A 26,775-nucleotide genomic window follows, 5' to 3' on the forward strand; every position below is an offset into this window, starting at 1 on the left:
ATGAAGAAATTACTTCTAGTCCTAATAGCTATAGCATGCTTAGCTTGTAAGGAAGAAAAAAAGCAAGCAGAATTGGTTAAACTTTCTGGACCTGTTTTTGGAACAAGCTTCAACATTCAATATGCGCATAACGATAATTCAAATTTTGTGAATCAAATAGATAGTCTATTTGTGCGGGTTAATCAATCCCTGTCTACCTATATTCCAGATTCGGATATTTCTAGGATAAATAAAAATGAAGATGTTGATGTAGATGTACATTTTAGACGTGTATTTAAGGCATCGAAAGAGGTGTATCGATTTACGGAAGGCGCATTCGATCCTACTATTGGTAATGTGGTAAATGCATGGGACTTTGGAGCCGAAACCAATAAATTCTTAACGGATAGTACAACTATCGATAGTTTAATGCAGTTTGTTGGTTTAAATCGTATTGGTTTAGTAGGTGCTAAGCTTAAAAAGCCTACAAGTAGTTACTTAGAATTTAATGCCATTGCTAAGGGTTATGGTGTCGATGTCATTGCTGAGTTTTTAGAGAGCAAGGACATAGAAAATTATTTGGTTGAGATTGGCGGTGAGATACGGGTAAAAGGCACTAACATTGAAAAAAAATCCCTTTGGAAGGTAGGGCTCGACGAACCTCGTTTTGATGGTCAGCAATCGGTTTTTAAGGCTTTAGCTTTGAAGGATGAAGCCATGGCCACTTCAGGTACCTATAGAAAGTTTAAAATAGATGAAAATGGGAATCGCTATGCGCATATTATCAATACCAAAACAGGATATCCTACAAAGACCAATGTGTTAAGTGTATCGGTAATTGCACCAGATTGTATGACAGCTGATGCTTATGCTACAGCTTTTCAGGCTATGGGAATCGAAAAAGTGACTGCGTTTTTGAGCACACGTCCCGAGTTAAAAGCCTATTTTATCTATGAAAATGAAAACAAGGAATTAAAAACTCTAAGCTTAAATAACTTTCCTGAATAAATAAATGTGACTTTATTAAAAGTGCTGTGTCTTATAAATGCTATTGACCACAATTTATATCCCTTGGGCCGCACTTTTATTCGTTTTTAGTGCGGCTTCTTATTTTTTAACTAATGGAATAATCTCACCTAGGGCCAAGCGATACCTGTCGATGTCGTCAGATGATAATTGTGAGGTATAGTTCACCTCTTCAACCTTAAAACCAATAGAACGTAGTTTATCAAAGTAATCTCGGCCATAGATTCTAACATGATCGTACTGTCCAAAAATTTTGGCCCGTTCCGCTTTATCGGTGATGGAGTCGTCTTCAAAAGTGATATCGCGATTTAGATCTTGTGGGACTTGAAAGATGCCCCAACCATTAGGTTTCATAACACGGTAGAGTTCCTGCATGGCCTTTGTATCATCAGGTATATGCTCCAACACATGATTGCAAAAGACAACGTCATAGCTATTGTCTTCGAAAGGTAGATTACAAATATCGGCCTTAACATCTGCTATAGGCGATAACAAATCAGTTGTGGTATAGTCTAAATTCTTAAGTTCTCTAAAGCGTTTTAAAAAACACTGTTCTGGTGCAAAATGCAAGACTTTTAAAGGCTCTGAAAAGAAACTAGTTTCCTTCGTAAGATATAACCAAAATAGGCGATGCCTTTCCAGCGACAAGGTAGATGGCGACAATACATTGGGACGCTGTTCACCATAGCCATAGGGCAAAAATGTTCTAAAGCTTTTTCCGTCAATAGGATCGGTGTAATTTTTCCCTCTTAAAAAAAGTTCCAATAACGGCCTTATAAGGTAACTAAGCCTTATCAAAAAGGGTCTCGGAAATAGATTCAGGAGAAATTTAAAAATTTTTGACATATATGTTTTGTTGACACGAATAACACGAATGAGTACTAATTATTATAGAACTACTCTTTTGTAATTAAGATGGTCTTCGCCAAAATTAACAACTATTCCTAATTTAAGTTTGCTTGCTGCTAAATAATTTAAAGTTTGTTTGATATGGCTTGAATGTATGCCCTCTATTGCCTTGAGTTCAAGAATGATCTTATCATCTATTACAAAATCGGCATAATATTTTTTGCGAAGAAGTTTGTCTTTATAGTAGACATCATATTTTACTTCTCGCGCAAATGGAACTCCATTTGACTCTAACTCAATTTCGAGCGCATCAGCATAAACGCCTTCGCTAAAGCCTTTTCCTAAGGTGTTATGTACTTCCATACATAATCCTATAATAAAGTAGGATTCATTTTTATGAATTATGTTTGACATAGATTTAAATTTGGGGAATTAGTGATATTCGTGTCAATATATGACTATATAGTTTTCAAATTCTCATAAAGGCAGAGTTCGTTGAAAAATTTGAAAACTGATTTCAAGAGTAATTATTTATAATCTTCTCTTACAGGGTTGAAGACGTCGAGAATTTTACAAGCCGTAATGGCTTTACCACTATGTGGTGCATTAGAGGGAATCACCAAAACAGAACCTGGCTTATGAACTTTAGTGATTCCATTAATAGTCATTTCAAATTCCCCTTCAAGGATTTGGGACACCTGTTCGTGTATATGATGGTGCATAGGCAACTCCGCATTTGGTTCAACTTCCCAAAAAGCAAGTGTCATGGTATCTGTATGTAAGAATCGCGCTTTGTAGCCTTTAACAATTTCTCTGGGTTCAATATCTAAAATGCGTTTATCTATCATAATACTAGTGCATTCTGTCTAAATTCGTTTTCTTCATCAGAAGTGATTCCTAAAGCTTCGTGTACATAGGCAAAGGTCGATAGGATTTCCGGCTGACCGTTTACAATAGCGACATCGTGCTCAAAATGTACACTTGGTTTTCCATCTTGAGTAACGATGGTCCAACCATCTTTTAATTGTTTTACCTTATGCGTACCCATATTGATCATAGGCTCAATGGCGACAACCATGCCTTCAACAAACTTTTTGCCTCGACCACGCTTTCCGTAATTGGGCATTTCGGGATCTTCATGCATTTTACGCCCTATACCATGACCGACCAATTCACGAACCACACCATAGCCTTCGGCCTCGCAATGCTGCTGTATAGCATAACCGACGTCACCGACGCGATTGCCAATTCTCAATTGACGAATACCAACGTAAAGCGATGCTTTTGTAACGCTAATGAGCTTCCGAGTGGCCTCATCCACATTGCCTATTTCGAAAGTGTAGGCATGATCTCCGTAGAATCCATTCATTAAAGCGCCACAGTCTATGGAGACAATATCCCCATCTTCTAATGGTTTATCGGTAGGCAATCCATGGACTACCGCTTCGTTAACACTACAAAGTAAGGTAGACGGGCAATCGTATAGCCCTTTAAAACCAGGTAAGGCTCCGTGATCCCTTATAAATTCTTCCGCAATCATATCTAAGTGATTGGTGGTAACACCCTCTTTAACCTCTTTGGCAAGCATACCTAAAGTCTTAGATACAACGAGTGCGCTTTGGCGCATTAATTCAATTTCCTCACTGGTTTTTACAATAATCATGGCTTTCCTAATTGAGCCACAAAGATAGATAATTATAACTATTAATTAATTTTAGAAAAACATGATAAAAGACAGTTTTTTTCTACCTTTCCAGCAGTAAGTTTGCGAAATAAAATTTATGAAAATGTTCAAACCTGTAAGTGCCGAAGACGCCGTAAAAATTATAAAGTCGAACGACCGTGTTTATATCCAAGCTGCTGCTGCAGCCCCTCAAAAGTTAATCAATGCTATGACAGCGCGACATGAGGAGTTGCGAAACGTAGAAGTATGCCATTTACATATAGAGGGCGATGCGCCCTATGCAAATCCTGACCTGAAGGAGAGTTTTCACGTTAACTCGTTTTTCATAGGTAAAAACGTAAGACATACGCTAAAAGCCGGAAACGGCTCATATACTCCCGTTTTTTTAAGCGAATTACCGACACTTTTCCACAAGAATATCATTGATTTAGATGTTGTTTTAATTCATGTTTCAGCTCCTGATAAACACGGATATCTGTCATTAGGGGTGTCTGTTGAAGCTACTTTGGCCGCTATAGATAATGCGACAACTGTTATAGCCCAAGTCAATAAAAATATGCCCCGAACGCATGGCGCGGGGATTATTCACTATACCGAAATAGATTACTTTGTAGAGTGCGATGACGAAATACCTATGATTGGTATGACGGAGCCTACAGAAGTTGAAAGCAAAATAGGGGATTACGTTGCTGGTTTAATAGAAGATAGAAGTACCTTACAAATGGGTATTGGTAATATTCCTAATGCGGTTTTGTCACGTCTACATAATCATAAGGATTTAGGTTTGCATACCGAAATGTTTTCCGATGGAGTCATCGATCTCATTTTAAAAGATGTAATTAACGGAAATTATAAGAAGATCAACAGAGGACGCGCATTAACGACATTTTTAATTGGTTCAAAACGTTTGTACGATTATGTGGATGACAATCCATTTGTTGAAATGCGTGCTTCAAATTACACGAATAATGCCGCCTATATTAAACAAAACCCAAGGATGGTTGCGATCAACTCCGCTATTGAAGTTGATGTTACAGGTCAGGTATGTGCAGACTCCATAGGTGCTAATATGTATTCGGGTGTAGGTGGTCAAATGGATTTTATCCGTGGTGCATCATTGAGTAAAAAAGGAAAAGCCATAATAGCCTTGCCTTCTGTGACGCGTAAGGGCATTAGCAGAATAGTTCCTATTTTAAAACATGGAGCAGGTGTGGTGACAACACGAGCACATGTCCATTACGTGGTTACTGAATACGGCATTGCTAATTTATTTGGTAAGACCATAAAACAACGCGTTAAAGCCTTAGTCGATATCGCCCATCCAGATCACAGGGAGTCTATTGATAAGGCTTATTTTGAGTTGCTAAGTTGAGTTATTTAAACCAACCAAAAAGGCCACCTTTTTTAGGCCGCTTCATATTGGGTTCTTCATTGGTGATCATCTGGTAGATTTCTCCCCAGCCTAGGATACCGCCAATATTTCGATCGTCAATGAATAAGTCGGCGTGAATTTTACGACTTCTGCTGTAATCAAATTTTTCTTCTGGAAAACTAGCGTTAACAGCATAGAAATCAATGCCATTGTCTTTACAGAAATTAACGGCTTCTTGCAATTTAGTGCCACTCCTGTAAGTCCAAAGTATGAGCCTGTGCCCATCCTGTTGTAAACGTTTTAAGGTCTCAAATGCAAAAATTCGCGTCTTTCCAATTTTTGGATAAGCATCCTCGACAATTGTGCCATCAAAATCTACGGCTATAATTAATCTATCCTGAAAGTTCATGCTATCAATTCAATTAAGAGGCAAAGGTACAACAATGTGCCATTTAAACAAGGCTGTTTTGCGTCATTGCTTCAGGTTGTTCGACACCCATAAGCTTTAAGATTGTCGGTGCAATATCACCTAATATACCGTCTTTAATTGCTTTTAATTCTTTATCAATTAGTATAATAGGTACAGGGTTAGTCGTATGAGCTGTATGAGGCGTACCATCTGGATTGATCATCGTTTCACAATTCCCATGATCTGCAATTAAAATCGTAGTGTAATTATACTCAAGAGCTGTATTGACTACATCTTTTACGCACTCGTCTACAGCCTCACAGGCTTTAATAGCAGCTTCCATAACACCAGTGTGCCCCACCATATCGCCATTTGCAAAATTTAAGCATACAAAATCGGCCTCTCCTTTTTGTAATTCAGGAATTAAAGCATCGCGTAATTCATAGGCACTCATTTCGGGTTTTAGATCGTATGTTGCTACCTTAGGGGAGTTCCTCAAGATTCTTTTTTCACCTTTAAAGGGTTCCTCTTGACCTCCTGAAAAGAAAAAGGTAACATGTGGATACTTTTCGGTTTCTGCAATTCTAATTTGTTGCTTATTGTGTTTTTCTAAGACTTCGCCTAGTGTTTCGGATAGATTATCTTTATTAAAGACCACATTAATACCCCTAAAGTTATCGTCATAGTTGGTCATTGTCACATAATGAAGATTTAATTTATGCATATTGTATTCGTGAAAATCTTCTTGAGATAAGGCCTGCGTTAACTGGCGACCGCGATCTGTTCTAAAATTGAAGAAAATGACGACATCATTCTCATCAATTGTTGCTACAGGTTTATCCTCATGATCAATGATGACCAAAGGCTTTATAAACTCGTCGGTAACGTCTTCTTCGTAACTTTGCTGTATGGCTTTTAATACGTTGTTGGTTGTGGTCCCCTTGCCTTCAACAATAGCATCATAGGCTAGTTTAACACGTTCCCAACGCTTGTCTCTATCCATAGCGTAATAACGTCCAGTGACCGTTGCCAGTTGACCCGTAGTTTTACTTAAGTGTTCTTCTAAGTCTGAAATAAAGCCATAACCAGATTTTGGGTCTACGTCTCTTCCATCTGTAAAGGCATGAACAAAAACATCCTTTAAACCAAATTCGTTGGCGGCATCCAACAGACCAAATAAATGGTCGATATGTGAGTGTACACCTCCGTCGCTCACCAAGCCCAACAAATGCACATTTTTGTTATTCTTTTTTGCATAGTCAAAGGCTTCTTTCAGTACGTGTTCTTGTTGAAGGGTTTTATTTTTTACGGCTAGATTAATCTTTACCAGATCTTGATAGACTATTCGTCCTGCTCCAAGGTTCATATGCCCCACTTCGCTATTTCCCATTTGCCCTTCAGGTAAGCCCACATGTAGCCCATCAGTCCTTAAACTAGCATTTGGGTAATCGGTATATAGTGCATCTATAAATGGCGTTTTAGCATTATCGATAGCAGAAACTTTCGGATCTGGAGATTTGCCCCATCCGTCTAAGATCATTAGTATAACTTTCTTATTCATTGTTTTGAATTTAATACGTTCAAATATAAGGCATAGTATACTACAACTAATTCCTAATGTGAAAATTTTGAGGGTTATTTATAGTTTAAAATTTATCATACTGATTGTTAAATAGATATAAGAATTTGTGAAAGCCTTAACAGATTTGTTTTGAAAACGTTAAATGTATGTTATTTCATTTTTTAAAGTGTAACAATTTAAAACGAATGTCGTCTCTTTGATATAATCAAAAAACAATCAATTAATTTAAAATCTTTCATCATGAAAAAAACAGCCTTAATTTTAGCCTTAGCATTGGGCTTTTCAATTAGTAATTTAAATGCAACAAATGACATTGTAACTTCTGAGGTAAACGACGTAACTGTTGAAATCGTCGAAGTAAGTCCACTGTGCAAAGCCGTAGCCACAGGTAATACCGAACTTGTAAAGACTCTAATAGAACAGGGTGCTGATGTTAATGCCAAATCTAATGGTATGGCTCCCATTCATTATGCTGCTAAGTATAACCGAGTCGAAATGATTAAAACATTAATTACTGCTGGAGCCGATGTTCACAAAGCTTGCGACTTAGGGTTCACAGCATTAAACCATGCAGAACGCTCAAAAGCTAATGATGCGGCACAGTTCTTGAAGCGCTTTAAAAGAAAAACTGTCTAATTAAAGACAATTATTTGAGTTAGTTAATTGGAAATGCGTCTTAATTTTTAAGACGCATTTTTATATACTCTAATGGCTTCCCTAATTTTTTCTATACGATTTTCTGGATCTGGATGTGTACTTTGAAATTCAGGAACTCTATTTGGTCCTGCTGCGGCTTTTAGAATCTTCATAACGCCTATCATCTCTTCAGGATTATAACCTGCATCGATCATAAACTTTACACCTAAGGCATCACTTTCCAATTCATCACCTCTACCATTTTTTAAAAGTTGTCCTTGACCATATTGTTGAGCGACACCGCCCATATCAATGGCCGAGCTTCCCATAGCGATCACCTTCCAGAAATTGGCATTGGTAATACGTTCGTTAGAGTGTTTACCAAGGACATGACCAATTTCATGACCCAAGACCCCTGCAAGTTGATCTGGGTTTTCGAGTTTAGAAAATAAGGCGAAAGTTATAAATATTTGGCCTCCCGGTAATGCAAAAGCATTGATGGTACGTTCGTCTGCCAACAAATGAAATTCATATTTATAAGGCGTCTCTCTTGCAATGCTGCTATTAACAAGTTTATTGCCCACCTCGTCCACTAAGGCTTGGTAACGATTATCTGGATGCAAACCTCCATGTTGTTGGGCCATAGCTGGTGCACTTTGCAGCCCAATAGCAATCTCTTGTTCTGGTGACAAAGAAATGGCTTGTTTTTTGCCCGTATAAGGGTTGATTTCTTCTTGACTGCATTTTCTTATAAAGGCAAAGGCGATTACGGCCAGCGCAATTAGAATTCTAGCTTTAAAATTACGGCTTCTCATAATGATAGTCTTAGTGAGTTAAATTTACAAAAGTTTGACACAAGATGTTTTAAAAAGTCATCAGTTTTGCAGTCAAAATTTTAATGTTCTATTTTTATAAAAAGAAATAATGCTCATGAGCTATCAATTCAAAATAATTCCAAACACCGACTTAGACGTTGTGATTCCGCTTGTCTATGAATTGAACGAAGGCAAAATAAGTAGAAGTGTTTTAGAGTTACGCTTTAATGAAATGAGCCGACAGAATTACGAATGTGCCGTCATTCTGGATGATGAAGATGTCGTTGGAGTTTCTGGACTCTGGTTTTGTACGAGACATTACATCGGAAAGTCCGTAGAATTAGACCATGTTTATATAAAACCAGCGTATAGAAAGAAGGGGTTGGGGAAACAGTTTATGCATTGGATTAACAATTATGCGAAAGAAAAAGGATACCAGTCTATGGAGCTCAACACTTATGTGCAGAATTACCCTTCACACAAGTTTTACTATAATGAAGGCTACGAGATTTTAGGCTATCATTTTTTAAAACGGCTCTAATTTAGGTTCGATAGATCAGCGTTTGGTTTGATTTCGTAAGGTGCTTTGCCATATTCAAATACTCTAGCCTCTAGGTGACCTTTCAGGGTTAGTTGGCGGTCCTTTACCTCAATCCAACTGCCTTCTCTAAGACCAACTACAGGTTGTGTATTAAAAGCATGGAATTCTTTAAGGCGTGTCTCTCGAGTTTCTCCCATATGCGTACTATCTGGATTAGGGTCCAAATAATGAGGATTAATATTAAAAGGAATCAAACCGAGTGTTTTAAAACTTGGGGGATACACAATAGGCATATCGTTGGTTGTATTCATGGTGAGTCCACAAATGTTACTTCCTGCGCTGGTCCCCAAATAAGGTGTTCCGCTAGAGACGGCATCCTTAATTGCTGTTAAAACATCCATTTTATATAGTTGATTCACTAAGACAAAAGTATTTCCACCACCAGTAAAAATACCTTCTGCATTTTTTATTGCTGTTTTTGGATGATCAAATTCGTGAAGTCCTCTTATCGATTTTCCAATCTTCTCAAAAGCTTTGGATACATGTTTTGTGTAATCATCGTGCGATATGCCTCCAGGTCTTGCGTACGGAACAAATAAAATTTCGCTGGCTGACTTAAAATGACCTGTAAGTTCATCCAAAAGATATTCTAAGGGGCCACTGCCATGAAGTGTTGAGGTACTAGCAATTAGAATCGATTTCATTGTTGAATTGAATTGTTTTTGTAAATGTAATGCTATCTTCCAGAATAAATCAACCTAAAACGATAACTATTTAACAAAGATTTATCAGCTATTTTTTATGAGAAATGCAGAATATCAACGAAATTTATAGTAAGAAAAAACCAACATGAAGAATTTAATAGTAGTAATTTGTTGCTTTTTGGGTACTTGTATTTATGGGCAAGAGGTAGAAAGGGTCGCTGTGAACGGGAGGATTGTGGTCTCGATTGACGATAAGGAGGGAGTGACGGTTTTTAATACCTCGTCTAATAAAGGTACCGTTACGGATAAAAATGGCGATTTTAAAATTGATGTAGCACTCAATGATATCGTTGAGTTTGGAGCGCTCCAATTTGAGGATTTCAAAATAACAATCACAGAAGATGTTTTAAAGTCTAAGAAGCTTACAGTTATTCTCGTTGAAGAGGTTAATAAATTAGATGAGGTTGTGTTATTGCCCTTTGGTTTAACTGGAAATATTAATGCCGATCTAGAAAATGTAAGAACCTATAACGTAAGCTTGGACTATGTTTATTTTGGGCTGGATCACATTGAAGATTTTGAATTTTCCGCTGACTTTAAATCGAAGGTCGAAAATTTAGCTTTTAATGAGAACAACCCACGCGTTGAAAACATGCTCAATGTTGTGAATTTAGCTGGATTCATAGTAGGTCAGGTTGTTGATATGGATAATGATGACACCATGACTAATGAAGAAAAAGCCATTAATAAAACACCTTTTAAGGAAGCTTTAGACAAGTACAGTGTTAATTACATTCACATCAACTTTGATATTCCTTTAGAACAGGTGGAGGCTTTTATAGATTATGTCGAAGAAGAGGGTATTGATACTGAATTATTAAATAAGGATAAGGAGCTGCAGTTTTTAGAGCGTATATCACAATTAAGTAAATCTTTTTTAAAAGCTAAGCGTGGAGACGACTAAACGTATTTGTGGTCTTGTTGCTCTGTTTTCCATATGTATTTTACAAGCCCAACGAAAAGACATTAAAGGTCAACTTACAGCGGATGATGATGTTGAGGGCATTCATATTTTAAATAAAACAGCATCTAAATTTGCTATTTCTAATGCTGATGGCAGCTTTATCATACTTGCCAAAGCACAAGATACGTTGGTTATCTCGAGCTTAAAATACGAGAACAAAGAAATCGTCATCACTCAATTCCATGAAGATAATGAAACGGTATCAATACAATTGGTAGAGAAGGTCAATGCGCTCGATAAAGTTATTGTCGGGAAATTGCTAACAGGAAGCTTACAATCAGATCTCGAAAATTCAGATGCTAAAACAGACCTTAATTTTTATGATTTGGGGATTCCGGGTAATGTAAAGTTACCTTTAACGCAAAACGAACGAAAATTGCATGATGCCGATGGTGGTTCTTGGGGTGCACTAATGGGAGGACCGTTTGGTGGTGGCCTTGGTGTTAATGTCCATAAATTATTGAATAGGATAAGCGGACGAACTAAAAAGTTAAGAGCTATCGTAGAATTAGATGACCGAGATAAGTGTATAAATAGATTGCGAACTAATTACGAATCCATAATTTTTGAGAAAGACAGTTTAGCAGAAAATCTGAAAAACGAATTTTTTTTATTTTCCCAAGAAGATGAAAACTTTTTGAAGCTGTGTGAGCAGAATAATGATATAGAACTCTTGGTTTTTCTCCAGCAAAAACTTAAAGCTTACAGAAAGAACAGAGAATCTGAGGATAATGATTAATTTTGGAATACTTTTTGGATGGTTATACAATATTGTACTGTAATATATGAAATCTATATACGTTATCTTCTTTTTTTTGGTGGGCGCACTGTTAATGTCTAGTAGCGAGAAACATGAATACTATGTGAGTGTAACAGAAATAGGGTATTCGGAAAAAAATAAATCCGTTCAGATTATTAGTCAAATCTTCATCGATGATTTAGAGGAATTGTTGCGTGAGCGCTATGATGAAACAATTACACTAGATCCTGATAGTGACTCCATGACCATAGACGGTTATTTGAGACGCTATTTATCCGATAAATTAAATATTAGTATTAATGGTAAAAAGGTACAGTTTAATTTCTTAGGAAAAGAGTATAAAGATGATATCACTTACTGCTATTTAGAGATAGATAGTATTCCCAGTGTGGAGTCCATAGAGTTGACTAATAGAATTTTATTCGATGTTTTCACACAACAGCAAAACATAGTGAGATTTAAGATGAAGAATAAAAACAAGAGTTTTCTTTTAATAAGGGGTAATGACGAATGCATGTTAAACTTTGATTAAAAAAAAGTTTTACCACGCGTAAATTCCCTATTTTCGACAACATTTTAATAAACTTATATAGCAATGAGGACTCTAAAGTATTTTCTTTACTCTTTTTTATTTATGTCGTCAGCTGTTTTTGCTCAGAATGAAATAAAACCTGAGCGTAAGCCTGGCCACACTAACCAAAACAAATTCAAACAGTTATACGACGAATTTGCCACCCCAAATATGTTTAGAACCGGTTCTGGTGCCCCCGGACCGGCATACTACCAACAACAAGCAGACTATAAAATGGACATCGAAATTGATGATGTTAATGCAAGGCTCTATGGTGATGAAACGATAACTTACACGAATAACTCACCAGATGTGCTTACCTATCTTTGGGTTCAGCTCGACCAAAACATGCGTGCAAAAGATTCAAAAAGTCCCTTGATTAATGGTTCTGGGATTGGTCCTGCAACATCAGCTTCAAGAGCAGCAAGAACCTACTTGAAAGACCGTTTCGATGGCGGCTTTAATATAGAGCATGTAAAGGATACCAACGGAAAAGATCTGCCACACATTATTAATCGTACAATGATGCGTATTGAGCTGCCAGAACCAATGAAAACAGGCGATAAGTTTTCTTTCAAGATAAAGTGGTGGTATAATATCAATGACCATGTAAAAGATGGAGGACGTTCTGGTTATGAGTATTTTGAAGAGAATGATAACAGAATTTACGTAATGGCGCAGTTCTACCCACGCATGGCCGTTTATAATGATGTTGAAGGATGGCAAAATTCTCAGTTTTGGGGACGTGATGAGTTTGCATTACCATTTGGGGATTTTGATGTTAATATTACGGTACCAGCTGATCATATTCTTGACGGTACAGGGTATTTAACTAATCGCGAAGATGTCTTTACAAAAGATATGATGAAGCGTTATAAGCAAGCCAAGAAGTCATACGATACACCTGTAATGATCGTTACGGAAGAGGAAGCGCGACAAACGGAAAAAGCCAAAAGTAAAAAGAAGAAGACTTGGAAGTTATCTGCACAGATGGTTCGTGACTTTGGATTTGCAACATCGCGTAAATTTATATGGGATATGATGGCTGTTAAAATTGGTGATAAAGACGTTATGGCGGTATCCATGTATTCAAAGGAAGGTAATCCCTTATGGGAACAGTGGTCTACAAAAGCTGTGGCAAGTACGCTTAAATCCTATTCTCGAATGACCTTCGATTATCCTTATCACAAAGCGATCTCCGTTCATGCACCAATGGGTATGGAATATCCGATGATTTGTTACAATTTTGGTCGTCCAGACGAAAATGGTAATTATTCAGACAGAACAAAATACGGAATGATAAGTGTTATTATTCACGAGGTAGGCCACAACTTTTTTCCAATGATTGTTAATAGTGATGAGCGTCAATGGACCTGGATGGATGAAGGATTAAATACCTTTGTTCAATATGTGGCAGAGCAAGATTTTGGGCAGTGGTATCCTAGTGCTTTATCCCCTGGACAAGATAAGTATCCTTCGCGAAGAGGACCAGCTAAGAATATCGTGAGATATATGGGTGGCGATCAAGATTATATAGCTCCAATTATGACTAAAGGCCTTAATACCTATCAGTTTGGTAGTAATGCTTACAGCAAGCCAGCTACAGGTCTTAATATTTTAAGAGAGACCATTATGGGGCGTGAGCTTTTTGACTATTCCTTTAGGGAATATGCGAATCGTTGGATGTTTAAGCATCCAACACCAGAAGATTTTTTCCGTACCATGGAAGATGCGTCCGCAGTAGATTTAGATTGGTTCTGGAGAGGCTGGTTTTATACAACGGATTATACAGATATAGGCATAAAAGAGGTAAAGAAGTATGCGGTTACCAATAATCCTAATGAGGAAGGTAAGCAATTGGCAGAACGCTATAATATAGATCCTAATGCTTTGGTTTACTTTGTTGGTGAGGGTGAAGATGGTTATGACGACGCTATAAATAATGGAGTTGCCATGGAAGATATGCCGACAGTTAAAGAGTATATTATGGATAATTTTACTCCAGAACAACAAAAGAGTATGAAAAAGTCTCCTAAATATTTTTATCAAGTCACTTTTGATAAGCCAGGAGGTTTGGTCATGCCTTTAATAGTGGAGTATGAGTATGATGACGGTTCTAAAGAAAAAATTACTTATCCTGCTCAGATATGGAGATTAAACGACAAAGAAGTCAGTAGAGCTATTGCAACCGATAAGGAAATCGTAGCTATTACCGTAGATCCAGATCTAGAAACGGCAGACATAGATACTTCTAATAATGCTTGGCCAATGGAAGTAGAGGAAAATGATTTCGATAAGTTTAAAAATAAAGTGAAGAACTAATAACGATGTATCGATAGGACAAAGCCGACTTTGAAGAGTCGGCTTTTTTAGTCTAACTAATTTTTGAATTTCAAAGTTTTAATTCAGATAATGTTGCTAACTATCAATCACAAACTGATTATATTTGCAAGGTAATGCAACCGATATTATTATTCATAGGAGGAACCGAAATTGTTTTTATACTATTTGTCGTAGTATTGGTATTCGGTGCAGATAAATTACCTGAAGTAGCCAGAGGCTTAGGTAAAGGGATGCGTACTTTGAAGGATGCCACTAACGATATTAAGCACGAGGTCACCAAAAGTGCAAAGGAAAGTGATCTTGTGGATACGGATGCTGCCAAAGAAATTCAAGAGGAAATCAATAAAGTTAAGGACGATCTAGAAGATTTTACAGGTTCTGTAAAACGCAAAATGTAATTTATTTTTTTCTGCTTATCGTCAATCCATCTCTAATTGGAAGTACAACAGTTTCGACTCTATTGTCAGTTTTCAGTAGAGTATTATATTCCAAAACCGCTTTAGTAGAAACATCTTTTTTGTCCAATGGTTCTATGACTTTACCATGCCATAAAACATTATCTGATAAGATGATACCTCCAGAATTTAATTGGTCTATGATAAGATGAAAGTAGCGGCTATAATTGGGTTTGTCGGCATCTATAAAAACCAAATCAAAGCGCTTATCTAGCGTAGGAATAATGTCCAGTGCATGTCCCACATGTTGAATAATTCGTGATCCGAAACCAGACTTGTCGAAGTATTTTCTTTGAAAATCAACAAGTTCTTCATTGATGTCAATGGTGTGTAATTCTCCATTATCGGCCAAACCTTCTGCTAAACACAGGGTAGAATAGCCCGTGAAAGTTCCTAATTCTAAAATGGATTTAGGACATATAAGTTTGGATATCATACTTAGTACTCTACCTTGATATGGTCCGCTAAGCATAATAGGCTGTAATACTTTCTGATAAGTTTCGCGAGTTAATTGCTGCAGTAAATCGGGTTCTTGCTCAGAATGTGCAACAACATAATTGTCTAAAGCCTCAGGCAAGAAATACATAATCTATATAAGGATTGTTGAGATTGTTATTCAGCAGAGTCTTCTTCGGTTACGGGTTGCTGATTAGAGGGTTTGCCAATAAAAAATAGAATGGCACCCAACACAACTAAACCTATTTTTATTGCCCATGCAGGAGTTTCTCCTAATTCGTCAATCATTCCAAATAATCTAAGTGTTAGACCGAAATAGGGTAGGATAATTAAAGCTAATCCTATAATTATTGCATAAATACCAATTTTTCTCATGTTATAAATAGTTGATGATTTCGATTTTAAATATAGACATAAAATTTTTAGGCCTTTTATGACGTGATTCGGGTAATTAGCTCCTGTTTTGCTTGCTGGTCCTCACCGCACAACCATTGAATGACATTATCTTCCCAAATAGCATCGCGCTCTTGCTCTGAGATGATGTTTCGGTCCATGGCTAAATCTAAAATCTTTCCTGGATAGGAGGATTGTCTTGCACTTTCCATTTCACCTAAAGGGTAAGGATCGTCTAGGCCCATCAAGACTTGTTTACAACCTTGATTTTTGATGAGTAATTCTAAGGAACCTGTATCGTGTACTAAGGTATCGAAGAAAATATTTTTATGACCTACCGCTTTTCTTGGATGTCTTTGGCCTTCAAAGAGGTCTGGTCGTCCATCAAATCCTTGGATACGCCGACCGAGGTTTATTTGCGCTAATTGTCCACCATGGGCAAAGCAAACGCGCATATTTTTATACTTTTCGTAGTAACCATTAAGCGTTAAAAAGTGATATGCATCGGCACATTGCGCTAACATCCAGATGAGGTGAAAACGCCAAGAGGTATTTTCTAATTTTATAAACTTCTCGCCATCATAGGGATGAATTTCAACGGCAAGATTGTACTTGTCTGCCAGTTCGAAAATGGGTTCATTTTCCTCATCAAAGATACATCGCCAGGTCCCAATAGTATCCATATAGTGCGTCGGCAGGCATAAGAGTTGAAGTCCTAATTCTTCGACACAGCGCTCTATTTCCCAGCAGGCGCCGCGAACAAAACCTGGATGTACAACAAAACCACAGGTAAACCTGCTTGGATGGTCGTGTTGGATACGTGCATTAAAATCGTTCTGAAATCTTAAGGCTTGCTTCATCTCTTCCAGCCGTAGACCATTACCATAAAGTTGAGAAAGGTTTAAAACAACGGCATGGTCTATTTTAAAATGATCCATCCATGCTAATTTTTCATTCAAGAAAAAACTCGAGTCCGTGATGGGCCGGTTCCAATCTTTTTGAAGCATAAATTTACGGTCCTTATCTACCCAGAAAATACCCTTATCTCTCATGAAATCTGGAATCTCTTCAGGGTAGGGAAGTAGATGTGAGTGGCCGTTTATTCTTAGTTTTCTTTTTGCCATATGGATTTGTCATTGCGTGGCTTTAGCCGTAGCAATCTTTTAAGTTATAGTTAGATTCTTAGCTTTCAACGTTACTAAAGATATGTTGAAAAAGCCACTCTGAATGACAATTTATCTTCAAATTGAATCTTTTTTGGTGTTGCAATGATGACCTATCACTCCTTAGAAGTTCGACCCTCTATTTTATTGTAATATCTATCAAAAATTGCAGGCATGTCAGTTTCAATATTGGCCAAGGTAAATTCTTCTTCATATAATAAATTTCCATTCTCCTCAGAATACCATTGTAATTTGTCTTTTACACCTTCAGGTCTTGGATATTCGATGACTAAACCTACGGTATTTGCACCTCTTTGAGGAGAGTGTGGTACTTTAGGTGGTAAAAGAAAAATTTCTCCTTCTCTAATATGGATGTCTTTTGGTATGCCGTCGTCTATGACTTTTAAGGTAATATCACCTTCAACTTGGTAGAAAAACTCGGGAGTTTCATTATAATGATAGTCTCCTCTATCGTTAGGTCCACCAACCACCATGACAATGAAATCTCCATCTTTCCAAACAACTTTATTACCTACAGGTGGTTTTAGTAAATGACGGTTTTCTTCAATCCAGGCTTTGAAATTAATAGGAGGATATATTTTACTCATAACTCTATGTCTTGCGTCATTGCGAGAATTTAGCCTCAGCAATCCAATAATTTGAGAGATTACCTGGTCATACTTTCTCGTAATGACAAATTAATTGTTAGCTATAAAGTTACAAACTTTTTGTACGTCCACCATCAACAGGAAGGTTAATTCCGTTAATATATGAGGCTCGCGCACTGGCTAAAAAGGTAATGGCATCTGCCGTTTCCTCAGGTTGTGCAAAACGCTTTGCAGGAACCGTATTTTTCATGGCATCAGAAGCCTCTTCTTCCGATGTTCCGGTCTTCACAGATTTGTTTTTTATGATTTGGGCGAGGCGTTCCGTAGCCGTTGCACCTGGTAGTACATTATTGACAGTGATTCCGAATTTACCTAATTCGTTGGCTAAAGTTTTACTCCAATTGGCCACGGCTCCTCTTATAGTATTACTCACACCCAAGCCGTCAAGGGGCTGTTTTACAGAGGTTGAAATGACATTTATTATTCTACCATAACCTTCTGCTTTCATATAGGGTACCAAGGTTTGCACTAAGACGTGATTACATTTTAAGTGCTGTGTAAACGCTGCTTCAAAGGCCTCAACTTTAGCAGAAAAAATAGGCCCGCCAGCGGGACCTCCCGTGTTATTCACTAAAATATGAAAACCGTGATGGGCTTTGGTATAAGTTTCGACCTTTTGCCGCAGTTGATCAGGATTTGAAAAATCGGCGACAATATAATCGTGTGGGCGATGTTGCGGAAGCTCGGCTAGGACAGATTTTAGTTTATCCTCGTTGCGGGCAATTAGGGTCACAATGGCACCTTCTTCTGCCAATGCCAATGCTGTGGCTTTACCGATACCAGCCGTACTTCCACAAACTAGTGCATATTTATTATTGAGTTCTAAGTTCATCTACTTGGCCAGTTTAAAGCTGTTGAGAATGCGACTTCCAATCTGTACATAAGAATCGTATTCTGCTTCCGAAGATGAGAATGTAAGGACATAACCTTTATCATTGTAAACCAGTATGATTTGTTTAAATTTTAAGATCATGTCATTGCCAAAATCTGCAGACCATACAATGGCAGCAGCTTCTCGTCCTTCAACTTTAGCGCTTTCATGAGATAGGATTCTTGCACTCGGAATTTGCGCAATAATTTGGTCTATTGACAGCTTGGTATATGCTTGTAAGGTTAAATCCCTACCCCCTAAGTTTTCGGTTATAAGGTTTATATTTTCCCTAAATAAGTCGTCTCTCTGTGACTTCTCCTCCGATAACAACAAAAACTGCATATTGGGCTGGGGTTTTTGATCACTAGACACCCAATCTTTAGGGTAACTTATGGCATAGTCATCTTTTTTTAAGGTTTTCCAGTCGTCTTGCGCAAAAAGCGTGACGCCTGCAAATAGTAATACTAAGGTTAAGATTTTAACTTTCATGATGTTTAGATTTGTGATTTTCAGTATTAAAATAGTAAAGTTTATCTAATTTAAAGTGATTTCCAACAATCTATTTTCAGAATCAAGAAAAATCCAATCGTTTTCAATATCAGGAATACAGTCTATTATTTCTTCTCCTATAATGATCTTATCCCTTGAGATTTTTCCAAACTTTAATATGAGTCTGTAAACTTCCTGACCTGTCTTACCAAACCACGATTTAAGTTCAATTTTTGAATATTTTTTTATATAATCGATGTTGAAATTAACTTCATTTTCAGGATTGGTAACACCGTCACACCAGAGGTGTCTTAGGCTTAAATCTTTTTCCTTAGCAAAGGCTTGAGAAATTTTAAATTCTAAATGTGCATAAAATGTTCTAGTGAGCATATCAATACTTGATACAAACATTTTTAGGTTCGGTAAAAAATCGAAGCGCTTCAAAACCTCCTTCACGGCCTACCCCTGAAGCTTTTACACCTCCAAAAGGTGTGCGTAAATCACGCATCATCCACGTGTTAACCCAAACGATTCCTGCTTGAAGTTGACTGCTCATTCGCATCGTACGTTTTAAGTCATTGGTCCAAAGCGTCGCCGATAAACCGTATTTTACTTTATTAGCCATTTGCAAAACCTCTTCTTCGGTATGAAAAGGCATTAGCGTTACCACAGGTCCGAAAATTTCCTCTTGGTTGACGCGACATTCATCCGTTGGAACTTCGATGACAGTCGGTTCTAGGTAATAGCCGTTTTCGAAGTTTTTTAGGTTAACCTCTTGGCCTCCACATAAAACTTTACCGTCTTCTTCCTGAGCAATTCTTATATAATCTTTTACTTTTTCTAAGTGTGGTTGAGAGACCAAAGCACCAATATCTGTATCTGAATCTGAAGGATGGCCTACTTTTAAGCGCTTTACCCGTTCAACAAAATCGATTTTAAACTTGTCATAAATCGTAGCTTCCACAAAGATACGACTACCGCAGAGGCAGATTTGGCCTTGATTGGCAAAAGATGACCGAACGGTTGTATTTAACATATCGTCATAGTCACAATCCGCAAATATGATATTCGGGTTTTTTCCACCGAGCTCAAGAGACAGTTTTTTAAACATTGGGGCCGCCACTCTAGCAATATGGGCACCGGTAGCGGTACCGCCTGTAAAACTAATGGCTTTAATATCAGGATGTTCTACAATAGCCTGTCCCGTGGTGGATCCCAAACCATGAACAATATTTAGGACACCTTTGGGTAAACCAGCCTCGTTACATATATCACCCAATAAGTAAGCCGTCATTGGTGTGATTTCGCTGGGTTTTGCAACGACGCAATTCCCTGCTGCCAGTGCTGGAGCAATTTTCCAAGTAAACAAATAGAGTGGCAAATTCCAAGGGCTAATGCAACCCACCACTCCAATAGGTTGACGCAAGGTATAATTCATAGCATTGTGTCCAACGCTCTCGTGGCTTTCACTTGCAAATTGGGTGATGGCATTACCAAAAAAACGAAAATTACTCGCTGCTCTTGGGATGTCTACCGTTTTCGCCAAAGCCACTGGTTTGCCGTTGTCTTTGCTCTCAGCCTTTGCAAAACGGTCCAGTTGGTCTTCCAATAACTCAGAAATTCTTATAAGGACACGGCTACGTTCCTCTAAAGAGGTTTGCGACCACGACTTAAAGGCTGATTTGGCACTTTGATAGGCTTGCTCTACATCCTTGGTCGATGAGTTGGGGATTTGCCCATAAATCTCACCGTTGGAAGGATTGTAATTGTCGATCCATGCATTGGATATAGGATTCTGGAAATTGCCGTTGATGTAGTTTTGAATGGTCATTTTGCTCTAAGAATAAACAATAAATTATTCTGTTTCAATTTCTAATTCGGTTTTATAATTAGATTCAGGATCACGTCTACTAAGTTCATTATCTATCACTTCTAAAGCCTGATCTAAAATACGTTGAGCTGTTTTGTACCAACGTATTTTATAACGGCGATAAGTGTATGCTTGACGCATTAATACTTTAAATTCGGAATCTTTTTTTAAAAAATCAAAATCTTTTGGTACAAATCCTACGGTGATACTATAAGATTTTCCATTTACTTTTTCAGGAAATGGATACGGATAATGAAGTGTAAAGTCTGGTGCTTCAACATCATTTTTTAAGTTCATATCGTTATTTGCTGTAAAATGCTTTTGATAATATGGACTAAAAAAAAATTCTAAATCTGGGTAAAAAGGATTTGCTCGACTTAGCCTTGGAAAAATACTTTCGTAACAAGACGTTAGCTTTGTGCGAATAGTATCGTTTTGAATAATGGATAATCCTTCTTCTTTTATTCTATTGAATGCAGTGTTTACAGGATAGATGTATTCGTCTTTAGCTAACCAATAAAAATGAAAGGTTAAGCTGTCGTTATAGGGTTTGTTGCTTAGTAAAGCTTCATGGATTCTAAAATGTGATTCCAGACCTTTTTCAAGAAAAAACAAATCATTTAGAATATCACCTTTCATGCGGTATAATTCTACTTCTGCATGCTTTATTAAATCAATTTCTAAATCGCGTTTTTGATTTTGAGCACTTTTATTATTGATGCCTAATGCAATTAAAATACCAAAAACGACAAGTATAATTTCACCAATTGCATATAATAAATAACTGGTTAACTTATTCTTGTTGAAAAGTGACTTTCGGATATGTTTTAGAAAATGCATCATTTTACAAACCCAAAATTAGGTGGTTCGTGGTTTATACGCCATAACTTTAATTTCCACCACCAAGTCTGGATGTGGTAACTGGTGAACAGCCACAGTCGTTCTGGCTGGTCCAGTTTCTTTGTCAAAGAATTCGGCATAAGCTCTATTGTAATCCGCAAAATCATTCATGTTTACCAAAAAAGAAGTAACATCAACCACATCCTTCAATGAAGCGCCTACTTTAGCTAAGTTTTTGTCTATATTTTTAAGCACTTCTTGGGTTTGTGTGTAAGCATTCAGTTTTTTAGTTCCCATTTCGTCAATAACATCTACTCCTGCAATCGTATTATCGGCTCGTCTAGAGCTGGTACCGGAAACGAATATAAAATCACCCACTTGTTTTACATGTGGATATGCTCCTCTTGGTGTTACGTCTTTCATACAAAATAAGCCCATCCTGACCTTCCCAGAGGGAAGGAACTCTTACTCGGGCGAAATAAGAGTTTTGTTAATATGTTAATTTTAATTTGCCTTTTGTTCCCTTCTTTTGGAAGGGTTAGGGTAGGCCTCTATTTTAGTCCAGCAATTCTATCATCTTCTAAAATTGCTTCAGTTTCAGTTTTTACTTTATCTAAAATATCATTGATATCATCTTCTGTTGAAATCACACCATCAGATAACATGTTCAAAATGGCTTTGTCTTGGGCTCTTCCTCTTAGCATGGCTTCTCTATAACCTATGTGCTCGTTAAAGGTCACTAAACTATATTTTGAAGAATAATCTTCTGGGAATTCCTTTTCTAGTGCCATTTCGATCTTCCGTTTTTCTTGAAAAATTGGATTGGCCACATGGTCTTTCATCTCGTGAAAATTATCAATAGCCAAATCAGCAATCGCATCCGTGTCTTTTTTTCTGACCTTGTTATATTCTGAAAAAACGGCTTCCCAATCCCCTTCATATTGGTCCAAAACGCCATCGAAGACCACAACATCTTCAAAAGAAGCATTCATGCCTTGCCCATAAAACGGGACAATAGCATGTGCAGAATCACCCATTAATAAGGTGTTGCCTTTGTAATGCCAAGGCGAACACTTTACGGTTCCTAAAGGAGCTGTTGGATTTTCGAAAAAATCTTCAGCAAGATTTGGCATTAAGGCTAGGGCATCCGGGAATTCCTTTTCGAAGAATTCGGTTACAATTTCTGGCGTGGTGAGATTATTGAAATTGTATTCGCCCTCGTCATAACTTAAAAATAAAGTCACTGTAAAGCTGCCATCTAAATTAGGCAAAGCAATGACCATAAAATCGCCTCTTGGCCAAATATGTAGCGCATTCTTGTAGGTTTTATAGCTGCCATCTTCGTTTGGAAGGATGCTCAACTCTTTATAACCATGTGTGAGCCAGTGCTGGGAGAAACTGAAAAGGAACTTTCTTTCTAAAAAGTAACTTTGTCGCAATGCAGAACCTGCACCATCGGTGGCAATAATACAGTCGGCATCTTCTATGAACTCATGTTTGGTATTGTAATCTTGGAATCGCGCGGTGGTCTTTTCAAAATCTACGGATTGGCATTTTTTATTGAAATGAATGGTGACATTTTCGTGCTTTTCCGCTTCGGTGAGTAACAAGCCGTTAAGTTCTCCTCTCGATATGGAATTGATGTATTCGTAGTCGCGACCACTATAGTTAGATAAAAAGGTTTGCCCTTCTTTATCGTGAAGCATACGTCCATTCATAGGAATGCACAATGCTTTGACCTTATCTTCGATACCCACTAATTTCATGGCTTTATTGCCACGATCCGAGAAGGCCAAATTGATGGATCGACCCGCTGAAATGTCAGTAGTACGTAAATCTGGACGCATCTCATAAACGGCAACATTGTAACCGCGTTGCCCCAATCGCAGTGCCAAAAGACTTCCGCAAAGTCCGGCTCCGATAATTAATATGTTTTGTTGTTTCATATGTTGTCATCCTGAACTTGTTTCAGGATCTCATTTTCCCTTGATGCAATACCTCTCGACTGCCTATCCGCCGTACAAGACTTTGGAAGGCGTGGCGCTCGAGGTGACATTTAGTTATTATTTAATATTTCTTTTAATTTTTCAACCATTCGATAAACATCTTCAAATGAATTATATAAAGGCACAGGTGCACATCGTATCACGTCGGGTTCGCGCCAATCACTAATAACTCCAGCCTCAGTCAACTTATGGTGTAATGCTCTATCAGCATTTAAAACCTGAATGGATAACTGACAACCGCGCTCCTCGGGGTTTGAAGGGGTGATAATTCTAATGACATTCTCACCAAGTTGCTTCAATAAGAATTCAAAATAACTTGTAAGCTGTCTTGATTTCGCTGTAAGTCTTTCCATACCTACTTCATTAAATAGATCTAACGACGCTTTTATAGCAGCCATGGATAGAATAGGGGGATTGCTCAGTTGCCAGCCTTCAGCTCCAGGCAATACATCAAATTCATGACGCATATTAAATCGGGTGTCTTTATTATGGCTCCACCATCCAGTCAATCGGTTCAGGTCTTTACTGTAAGCATGGCGCTCGTGTACAAAGCAACCCGATAAACTTCCTGGTCCAGAATTCAAATACTTATAAGTGCACCAAATGGCAAAATCAGCACCGGAATCGTGTAAATCTAACTGGACGTTTCCTGCGCCATGGGCACAATCAAAACCAACTTTACAACCATAATGATGACCTAATGCTGTGATGCGTTTTAAATCAAAAAACTGGCCTGTGTAATAATTGACACCCCCAATCATAATTAGAGCAATTTCATGGCCGTGTGTTTGGAGGATTTGTTCTAAATCTTCGTAATGTAGTAGCTCTTCATTTGCTCTGGGTTTCCAAAGAATTAAACCTTCCTTATCATCATAACCATGATGGCGCAACTGCGATTCCACAGCGTATTTGTCCGAGGGAAAAGCGTCGCTTTCTATAACAATTTTATAACGATCCTTAGTAGGTTGATAAAACGACGCCATCATAAAGTGAAGATTGGCAGTCAACGAATTCATGGTCACCACTTCAATAGGTTTGGCACCGACTAACTTTGCGGTCGCTTCTGTTAAAAATTCATGATAGGGTAGCCAAGGATTTTTAGCATGTGTATGACCTTCAACACCCAGATTCGCCCAATCTTCTAACTCCTGATTGATATAATCTTTTGTGGATTTTGGTTGTAGTCCTAGAGAATTGCCACAAAGGTAAATCAGTTCATTTCCGTCTTTGTCTTTTGGAATGTGAAATTGCTGTCTGTAGCTCGATAGTTCGTCTAGCGCATCTTGTTGCTGAGCGTAATCTAGACCAAGTTTATAGTCGGACAATGCGAGATTGATTTTATCGGTTTGTAACAAAAATAAGGATTTAATAGCTAGCAGTAAAGACGTTTTTAAAGCACGGTGATTTTAGTTATCTTTAAAGAAAAAGATAAATCATGGGGAAAATAAAAGAATACAGCAATGGTGAAGTCACAGTAGTTTGGGAAGCGGAAAAATGCATCCATTCAGCCATGTGCGTCAAAGGATTACCAAATGTGTTTCAGCCTAATGAACGACCTTGGATCAAGGTCGACGCTGCTTCAACTGATGAACTGATTAATACTATCAAAAAATGTCCGTCTGGTGCACTTAGCTATTATATGACGAATAGTGCGGATAAGACTGCCGAAATCTTGGAAACAAAAGTGGAGGTCTTGGAAAACGGCCCGTTATTGGTGTATGGTACATTAAAAGTAACTCATAAGGATGGCACTGAAGAAACCAAAAACAGAACCACTGCTTTTTGTCGTTGCGGAGCGTCGCAGAATAAACCGTATTGCGATGGGGCACATGTAAAGGAAGATTTTAGGGGCTAACCTATGGATTTCAGTATTCGAAAATGAAATTACCAGAGCCCGCTTGGAAACTATCGGAAAAAGAAGTACTTCATGAGTTTTCTTTTCTACAGGATGTTTTCTATTTTCCTAAGTTCTCTAAATCTAAAATAAAAGATGAGTATTCTATTTCAACCAGAAAAGGGCATATTGAGTTTAATTGCTTAATATTCATGTTTGATGATGGTATACCATTTATTTGGGTGATAAATCATAACGAAGAACCGGATTACTCCGATACTTGGCCATCAAATTTTTATTGGATTCACGATTTTGATCCTACCAATGCGCTAAAGGAACTTATGGATAAAGGGCGTGACTTTATAAAGCCTTATGTTTCTGGCTGTGCGGAAATTTTACGGAATCATCCAGACATTCTTGAAGGAAAGTTCAGTTAAGACTATTTGTGCAAGATACTGCTATGCAGTGGTATTAATTCGACTAGATATTTTATGCTTCACTTATCGTTTGCATAAAATGAGTTTCAGATGCCGCTATGCAGTGGCATTGGTTCAACTAGATATTTTACCTTCGACTGCGTCTTGGTAAAATAAGTTTCACTAAAAAAAAGCGCTTTGTAAACAAAGCGCAGGTGAAAATATATAGACGCGTAAAGCGGAAAAGTATCATTTATAAGTCCTAAGTCGATATTAAGACGATATTCTTACACGTTATGTTACAAAAGTAATGCCAAAAAATAACTAAAGTGTTATTCTAATGTTATGTTGACGTCGGCAAAGTTTAAATTCCAGTTACCACCTTCTTGCTTGTGATCTATAGCAATCTTAATACCATTAAAGTCCTTAAAGTTTTCAAAGGTCGTTGTTAATGAAGGTTTTTCAGAATTTCCTTGTCTAAATACCCACTCCCTAATCATATACTTGTCATCAAAAAAGATGTCGTAGGCATCACCAGGTGTGTAGCCACCACCGTCACTTGGATAGGTTAAGGTGATCATTTGTAGCGAGTCCTTTTTTATAGGGGATACCATTTCCTTTAGTTCTGAAATGGTGGCCGATGTGTCCCAAACTAATTGAAAAGGAACCAAGAGCCAAAATTTATCATTAATAAATCCTTGGTCAGCACCAATATGAGCACTATCCATTTGACGTCTCGAATAGGCTACTTCAGTTTCTCCAACGATCATTTTCACCTTATCGTCCTTAGGTCTCCAAACCCACGAACGCCCTTTTCCTTTTATGGTATCACGATCGACTTTAAAAGTAAATCGCACTTCAGCTACATTTTTCCAATTTTCAAAACCGTGGGCATTGGCTATTTTTTCGGCTATGGTCAATTCTTTAGGAGTAGTCTCCTTGACACCTGTTTCTTTTTTTTCAGACTTACAGGAGCTGAGTAGCATTAGGCAAATAATCAATCTTGGAATATATCTCAT

Annotated in this window: 32 protein-coding genes; 11 read left to right on the plus strand and 21 right to left on the minus strand. The window is 37.7% G+C overall.

Annotated elements, in window-relative coordinates; genetic code table 11:
- Window positions 1–987 (plus strand): FAD:protein FMN transferase, encoded by a 987-nt coding sequence (locus ACO052_RS07700; protein WP_422107429.1) that lies wholly within the window; start codon window positions 1–3, stop codon window positions 985–987.
- A 99-nt stretch (window positions 988–1,086) separates the two neighbouring features.
- Here ACO052_RS07700 and ACO052_RS07705 read toward each other — a convergent pair whose 3' ends face one another.
- The 4 genes from ACO052_RS07705 to map form a co-directional block, all read right to left on the minus strand.
- Window positions 1,087–1,851, minus strand: a complete 765-nt coding sequence (locus ACO052_RS07705) for a class I SAM-dependent methyltransferase (protein WP_422107430.1) — start codon at window positions 1,849–1,851, stop codon at window positions 1,087–1,089.
- A 42-nt stretch (window positions 1,852–1,893) separates the two neighbouring features.
- On the minus strand, window positions 1,894–2,268 hold the full coding sequence (locus ACO052_RS07710) for a GxxExxY protein (RefSeq protein ID WP_422107431.1): 375 nt from the start codon (window positions 2,266–2,268) through the stop codon (window positions 1,894–1,896).
- Window positions 2,269–2,381: 113 nt separating this feature from the next.
- Window positions 2,382–2,702, minus strand: coding sequence for a cupin domain-containing protein (locus ACO052_RS07715; RefSeq protein ID WP_422107432.1), 321 nt, complete (start codon window positions 2,700–2,702; stop codon window positions 2,382–2,384).
- Window positions 2,699–3,517, minus strand: coding sequence for a type I methionyl aminopeptidase (map, locus tag ACO052_RS07720; RefSeq protein WP_422107433.1), 819 nt, complete (start codon window positions 3,515–3,517; stop codon window positions 2,699–2,701). Before map ends, ACO052_RS07715 begins: the two co-directional genes overlap by 4 nt.
- Before the next feature lie 124 nt (window positions 3,518–3,641).
- Between map and ACO052_RS07725 the strand changes: the two genes are divergently transcribed.
- Window positions 3,642–4,910, plus strand: a complete 1,269-nt coding sequence (locus ACO052_RS07725) for an acetyl-CoA hydrolase/transferase family protein (protein WP_422107434.1) — start codon at window positions 3,642–3,644, stop codon at window positions 4,908–4,910.
- A gap of 1 nt (window position 4,911) precedes the next feature.
- Here ACO052_RS07725 and ACO052_RS07730 read toward each other — a convergent pair whose 3' ends face one another.
- A complete protein-coding gene (locus ACO052_RS07730) occupies window positions 4,912–5,319 on the minus strand; it encodes a BT0820 family HAD-type phosphatase (RefSeq protein ID WP_422107435.1) in 408 nt (135 codons plus the stop codon).
- Between the two features lie 43 nt (window positions 5,320–5,362).
- Window positions 5,363–6,880, minus strand: coding sequence for a 2,3-bisphosphoglycerate-independent phosphoglycerate mutase (gpmI, locus tag ACO052_RS07735; protein ID WP_422107436.1), 1,518 nt, complete (start codon window positions 6,878–6,880; stop codon window positions 5,363–5,365).
- A gap of 261 nt (window positions 6,881–7,141) precedes the next feature.
- Between gpmI and ACO052_RS07740 the strand changes: the two genes are divergently transcribed.
- Window positions 7,142–7,537 carry an ankyrin repeat domain-containing protein gene (locus ACO052_RS07740; RefSeq protein WP_422107437.1) on the plus strand — a complete coding sequence of 132 codons (396 nt, stop codon included), beginning with the start codon at window positions 7,142–7,144 and terminating at the stop codon, window positions 7,535–7,537.
- A 47-nt stretch (window positions 7,538–7,584) separates the two neighbouring features.
- On the opposite strand, the gene ACO052_RS07745 is transcribed toward ACO052_RS07740, so the two are convergent.
- Window positions 7,585–8,352 carry a M48 family metalloprotease gene (locus ACO052_RS07745; RefSeq protein WP_422107438.1) on the minus strand — a complete coding sequence of 256 codons (768 nt, stop codon included), beginning with the start codon at window positions 8,350–8,352 and terminating at the stop codon, window positions 7,585–7,587.
- A gap of 115 nt (window positions 8,353–8,467) precedes the next feature.
- Here ACO052_RS07745 and ACO052_RS07750 point away from each other — a divergent pair, with 115 nt between their 5' ends.
- Complete coding sequence (locus ACO052_RS07750) at window positions 8,468–8,893, plus strand: GNAT family N-acetyltransferase (protein WP_422107439.1); 426 nt, start codon at window positions 8,468–8,470, stop codon at window positions 8,891–8,893.
- On the opposite strand, the gene pepE is transcribed toward ACO052_RS07750, so the two are convergent.
- Window positions 8,890–9,597, minus strand: coding sequence for a dipeptidase PepE (pepE, locus tag ACO052_RS07755; protein WP_422107440.1), 708 nt, complete (start codon window positions 9,595–9,597; stop codon window positions 8,890–8,892). The genes ACO052_RS07750 and pepE overlap by 4 nt on opposite strands.
- Window positions 9,598–9,742: 145 nt before the next feature.
- On the opposite strand from pepE, the gene ACO052_RS07760 reads away from it, so the two are divergent.
- The 5 genes from ACO052_RS07760 to ACO052_RS07780 all read left to right on the plus strand — a co-directional run bounded on the left by ACO052_RS07760 (window position 9,743) and on the right by ACO052_RS07780 (window position 14,693).
- Entirely contained in the window at window positions 9,743–10,561 is an 819-nt protein-coding gene (locus ACO052_RS07760) for a hypothetical protein (protein ID WP_422107441.1), read from the plus strand.
- Window positions 10,548–11,360: a carboxypeptidase-like regulatory domain-containing protein gene (locus ACO052_RS07765; protein WP_422107442.1), complete on the plus strand. Its 813-nt coding sequence runs from the start codon at window positions 10,548–10,550 to the stop codon at window positions 11,358–11,360. Before ACO052_RS07760 ends, ACO052_RS07765 begins: the two co-directional genes overlap by 14 nt.
- Before the next feature lie 46 nt (window positions 11,361–11,406).
- Window positions 11,407–11,913 (plus strand): DUF6702 family protein, encoded by a 507-nt coding sequence (locus tag ACO052_RS07770; RefSeq protein ID WP_422107443.1) that lies wholly within the window; start codon window positions 11,407–11,409, stop codon window positions 11,911–11,913.
- 63 nt (window positions 11,914–11,976) lie between these two features.
- Window positions 11,977–14,274, plus strand: coding sequence for a M1 family metallopeptidase (locus tag ACO052_RS07775; RefSeq protein WP_422107444.1), 2,298 nt, complete (start codon window positions 11,977–11,979; stop codon window positions 14,272–14,274).
- Between the two features lie 134 nt (window positions 14,275–14,408).
- A complete protein-coding gene (locus tag ACO052_RS07780; RefSeq protein WP_422107445.1) occupies window positions 14,409–14,693 on the plus strand; it encodes a Sec-independent protein translocase subunit TatA/TatB in 285 nt (94 codons plus the stop codon).
- 1 nt (window position 14,694) lies between these two features.
- On the opposite strand, the gene ACO052_RS07785 is transcribed toward ACO052_RS07780, so the two are convergent.
- The 12 genes from ACO052_RS07785 to kynU all read right to left on the minus strand — a co-directional run bounded on the left by ACO052_RS07785 (window position 14,695) and on the right by kynU (window position 24,831).
- Window positions 14,695–15,336: an O-methyltransferase gene (locus tag ACO052_RS07785; protein WP_422107446.1), complete on the minus strand. Its 642-nt coding sequence runs from the start codon at window positions 15,334–15,336 to the stop codon at window positions 14,695–14,697.
- A 26-nt stretch (window positions 15,337–15,362) separates the two neighbouring features.
- The gene (locus tag ACO052_RS07790; RefSeq protein WP_422107447.1) at window positions 15,363–15,581 is read right to left on the minus strand and encodes a hypothetical protein; all 219 of its coding nucleotides are present in this window, start codon (window positions 15,579–15,581) and stop codon (window positions 15,363–15,365) included.
- 56 nt (window positions 15,582–15,637) lie between these two features.
- Complete coding sequence (locus tag ACO052_RS07795; protein ID WP_422107448.1) at window positions 15,638–16,723, minus strand: amidohydrolase family protein; 1,086 nt, start codon at window positions 16,721–16,723, stop codon at window positions 15,638–15,640.
- Between the two features lie 155 nt (window positions 16,724–16,878).
- On the minus strand, window positions 16,879–17,370 hold the full coding sequence (locus tag ACO052_RS07800) for a 3-hydroxyanthranilate 3,4-dioxygenase (RefSeq protein WP_422107449.1): 492 nt from the start codon (window positions 17,368–17,370) through the stop codon (window positions 16,879–16,881).
- Window positions 17,371–17,479: 109 nt separating this feature from the next.
- Window positions 17,480–18,262, minus strand: coding sequence for an SDR family oxidoreductase (locus ACO052_RS07805; RefSeq protein WP_422107450.1), 783 nt, complete (start codon window positions 18,260–18,262; stop codon window positions 17,480–17,482).
- Entirely contained in the window at window positions 18,263–18,790 is a 528-nt protein-coding gene (locus ACO052_RS07810) for a PsbP-related protein (RefSeq protein WP_422107451.1), read from the minus strand. It abuts the gene before it with no gap.
- A gap of 45 nt (window positions 18,791–18,835) precedes the next feature.
- Window positions 18,836–19,201 carry a hypothetical protein gene (locus ACO052_RS07815; protein WP_422108104.1) on the minus strand — a complete coding sequence of 122 codons (366 nt, stop codon included), beginning with the start codon at window positions 19,199–19,201 and terminating at the stop codon, window positions 18,836–18,838.
- On the minus strand, window positions 19,182–20,621 hold the full coding sequence (locus tag ACO052_RS07820; protein ID WP_422107452.1) for an aldehyde dehydrogenase: 1,440 nt from the start codon (window positions 20,619–20,621) through the stop codon (window positions 19,182–19,184). The genes ACO052_RS07815 and ACO052_RS07820 overlap by 20 nt, the downstream gene beginning before the upstream one ends.
- Before the next feature lie 24 nt (window positions 20,622–20,645).
- Complete coding sequence (locus ACO052_RS07825) at window positions 20,646–21,503, minus strand: hypothetical protein (protein WP_422107453.1); 858 nt, start codon at window positions 21,501–21,503, stop codon at window positions 20,646–20,648.
- A gap of 15 nt (window positions 21,504–21,518) precedes the next feature.
- Window positions 21,519–21,923 (minus strand): RidA family protein, encoded by a 405-nt coding sequence (locus tag ACO052_RS07830; protein WP_422107454.1) that lies wholly within the window; start codon window positions 21,921–21,923, stop codon window positions 21,519–21,521.
- A 128-nt stretch (window positions 21,924–22,051) separates the two neighbouring features.
- On the minus strand, window positions 22,052–23,446 hold the full coding sequence (locus ACO052_RS07835) for an FAD-dependent oxidoreductase (protein WP_422107456.1): 1,395 nt from the start codon (window positions 23,444–23,446) through the stop codon (window positions 22,052–22,054).
- 110 nt (window positions 23,447–23,556) lie between these two features.
- Window positions 23,557–24,831, minus strand: a complete 1,275-nt coding sequence (kynU, locus tag ACO052_RS07840; RefSeq protein WP_422108055.1) for a kynureninase — start codon at window positions 24,829–24,831, stop codon at window positions 23,557–23,559.
- A gap of 110 nt (window positions 24,832–24,941) precedes the next feature.
- On the opposite strand from kynU, the gene ACO052_RS07845 reads away from it, so the two are divergent.
- On the plus strand, window positions 24,942–25,361 hold the full coding sequence (locus ACO052_RS07845; protein WP_422107457.1) for a (4Fe-4S)-binding protein: 420 nt from the start codon (window positions 24,942–24,944) through the stop codon (window positions 25,359–25,361).
- Window positions 25,362–25,384: 23 nt separating this feature from the next.
- Entirely contained in the window at window positions 25,385–25,777 is a 393-nt protein-coding gene (locus ACO052_RS07850) for a hypothetical protein (RefSeq protein WP_422107458.1), read from the plus strand.
- 311 nt (window positions 25,778–26,088) lie between these two features.
- Here the strand turns inward: ACO052_RS07850 and ACO052_RS07855 are convergent, their stop codons facing one another.
- Window positions 26,089–26,775 (minus strand): hypothetical protein, encoded by a 687-nt coding sequence (locus ACO052_RS07855; RefSeq protein WP_422107459.1) that lies wholly within the window; start codon window positions 26,773–26,775, stop codon window positions 26,089–26,091.

Source organism: Winogradskyella sp. (assembly GCF_965228925.1).
Taxonomy (GTDB): Bacteria; Bacteroidota; Bacteroidia; order Flavobacteriales; family Flavobacteriaceae; genus Winogradskyella.

Bases quoted from the DNA above. Each gene is read 5' to 3' on its own strand.
- ACO052_RS07700 (WP_422107429.1), top strand. From the start codon at position 1: ATGAAGAAATTACTTCTAGTCCTAATAGCTATAGCATGCTTAGCTTGT.
- ACO052_RS07845 (WP_422107457.1), top strand. From the start codon at position 24,942: ATGGGGAAAATAAAAGAATACAGCAATGGTGAAGTCACAGTAGTTTGG.
- ACO052_RS07830 (WP_422107454.1), bottom strand. From the start codon at position 21,923: ATGAAAGACGTAACACCAAGAGGAGCATATCCACATGTAAAACAAGTG.
- ACO052_RS07710 (WP_422107431.1), bottom strand. From the start codon at position 2,268: ATGTCAAACATAATTCATAAAAATGAATCCTACTTTATTATAGGATTA.
- ACO052_RS07770 (WP_422107443.1), top strand. From the start codon at position 11,407: ATGAAATCTATATACGTTATCTTCTTTTTTTTGGTGGGCGCACTGTTA.
- pepE (WP_422107440.1), bottom strand. From the start codon at position 9,597: ATGAAATCGATTCTAATTGCTAGTACCTCAACACTTCATGGCAGTGGC.
- ACO052_RS07815 (WP_422108104.1), bottom strand. From the start codon at position 19,201: ATGTTTGTATCAAGTATTGATATGCTCACTAGAACATTTTATGCACAT.
- ACO052_RS07775 (WP_422107444.1), top strand. From the start codon at position 11,977: ATGAGGACTCTAAAGTATTTTCTTTACTCTTTTTTATTTATGTCGTCA.
- ACO052_RS07825 (WP_422107453.1), bottom strand. From the start codon at position 21,503: ATGATGCATTTTCTAAAACATATCCGAAAGTCACTTTTCAACAAGAAT.
- ACO052_RS07750 (WP_422107439.1), top strand. From the start codon at position 8,468: ATGAGCTATCAATTCAAAATAATTCCAAACACCGACTTAGACGTTGTG.
- ACO052_RS07805 (WP_422107450.1), bottom strand. From the start codon at position 18,262: ATGAACTTAGAACTCAATAATAAATATGCACTAGTTTGTGGAAGTACG.
- ACO052_RS07850 (WP_422107458.1), top strand. From the start codon at position 25,385: ATGAAATTACCAGAGCCCGCTTGGAAACTATCGGAAAAAGAAGTACTT.
- ACO052_RS07785 (WP_422107446.1), bottom strand. From the start codon at position 15,336: ATGTATTTCTTGCCTGAGGCTTTAGACAATTATGTTGTTGCACATTCT.
- ACO052_RS07790 (WP_422107447.1), bottom strand. From the start codon at position 15,581: ATGAGAAAAATTGGTATTTATGCAATAATTATAGGATTAGCTTTAATT.
- ACO052_RS07725 (WP_422107434.1), top strand. From the start codon at position 3,642: ATGTTCAAACCTGTAAGTGCCGAAGACGCCGTAAAAATTATAAAGTCG.
- ACO052_RS07780 (WP_422107445.1), top strand. From the start codon at position 14,409: ATGCAACCGATATTATTATTCATAGGAGGAACCGAAATTGTTTTTATA.
- ACO052_RS07820 (WP_422107452.1), bottom strand. From the start codon at position 20,621: ATGACCATTCAAAACTACATCAACGGCAATTTCCAGAATCCTATATCC.
- ACO052_RS07705 (WP_422107430.1), bottom strand. From the start codon at position 1,851: ATGTCAAAAATTTTTAAATTTCTCCTGAATCTATTTCCGAGACCCTTT.
- ACO052_RS07835 (WP_422107456.1), bottom strand. From the start codon at position 23,446: ATGAAACAACAAAACATATTAATTATCGGAGCCGGACTTTGCGGAAGT.
- ACO052_RS07715 (WP_422107432.1), bottom strand. From the start codon at position 2,702: ATGATAGATAAACGCATTTTAGATATTGAACCCAGAGAAATTGTTAAA.
- ACO052_RS07795 (WP_422107448.1), bottom strand. From the start codon at position 16,723: ATGGCAAAAAGAAAACTAAGAATAAACGGCCACTCACATCTACTTCCC.
- ACO052_RS07855 (WP_422107459.1), bottom strand. From the start codon at position 26,775: ATGAGATATATTCCAAGATTGATTATTTGCCTAATGCTACTCAGCTCC.
- ACO052_RS07745 (WP_422107438.1), bottom strand. From the start codon at position 8,352: ATGAGAAGCCGTAATTTTAAAGCTAGAATTCTAATTGCGCTGGCCGTA.
- ACO052_RS07730 (WP_422107435.1), bottom strand. From the start codon at position 5,319: ATGAACTTTCAGGATAGATTAATTATAGCCGTAGATTTTGATGGCACA.
- ACO052_RS07760 (WP_422107441.1), top strand. From the start codon at position 9,743: ATGAAGAATTTAATAGTAGTAATTTGTTGCTTTTTGGGTACTTGTATT.
- map (WP_422107433.1), bottom strand. From the start codon at position 3,517: ATGATTATTGTAAAAACCAGTGAGGAAATTGAATTAATGCGCCAAAGC.
- ACO052_RS07810 (WP_422107451.1), bottom strand. From the start codon at position 18,790: ATGAAAGTTAAAATCTTAACCTTAGTATTACTATTTGCAGGCGTCACG.
- ACO052_RS07800 (WP_422107449.1), bottom strand. From the start codon at position 17,370: ATGAGTAAAATATATCCTCCTATTAATTTCAAAGCCTGGATTGAAGAA.
- gpmI (WP_422107436.1), bottom strand. From the start codon at position 6,880: ATGAATAAGAAAGTTATACTAATGATCTTAGACGGATGGGGCAAATCT.
- ACO052_RS07740 (WP_422107437.1), top strand. From the start codon at position 7,142: ATGAAAAAAACAGCCTTAATTTTAGCCTTAGCATTGGGCTTTTCAATT.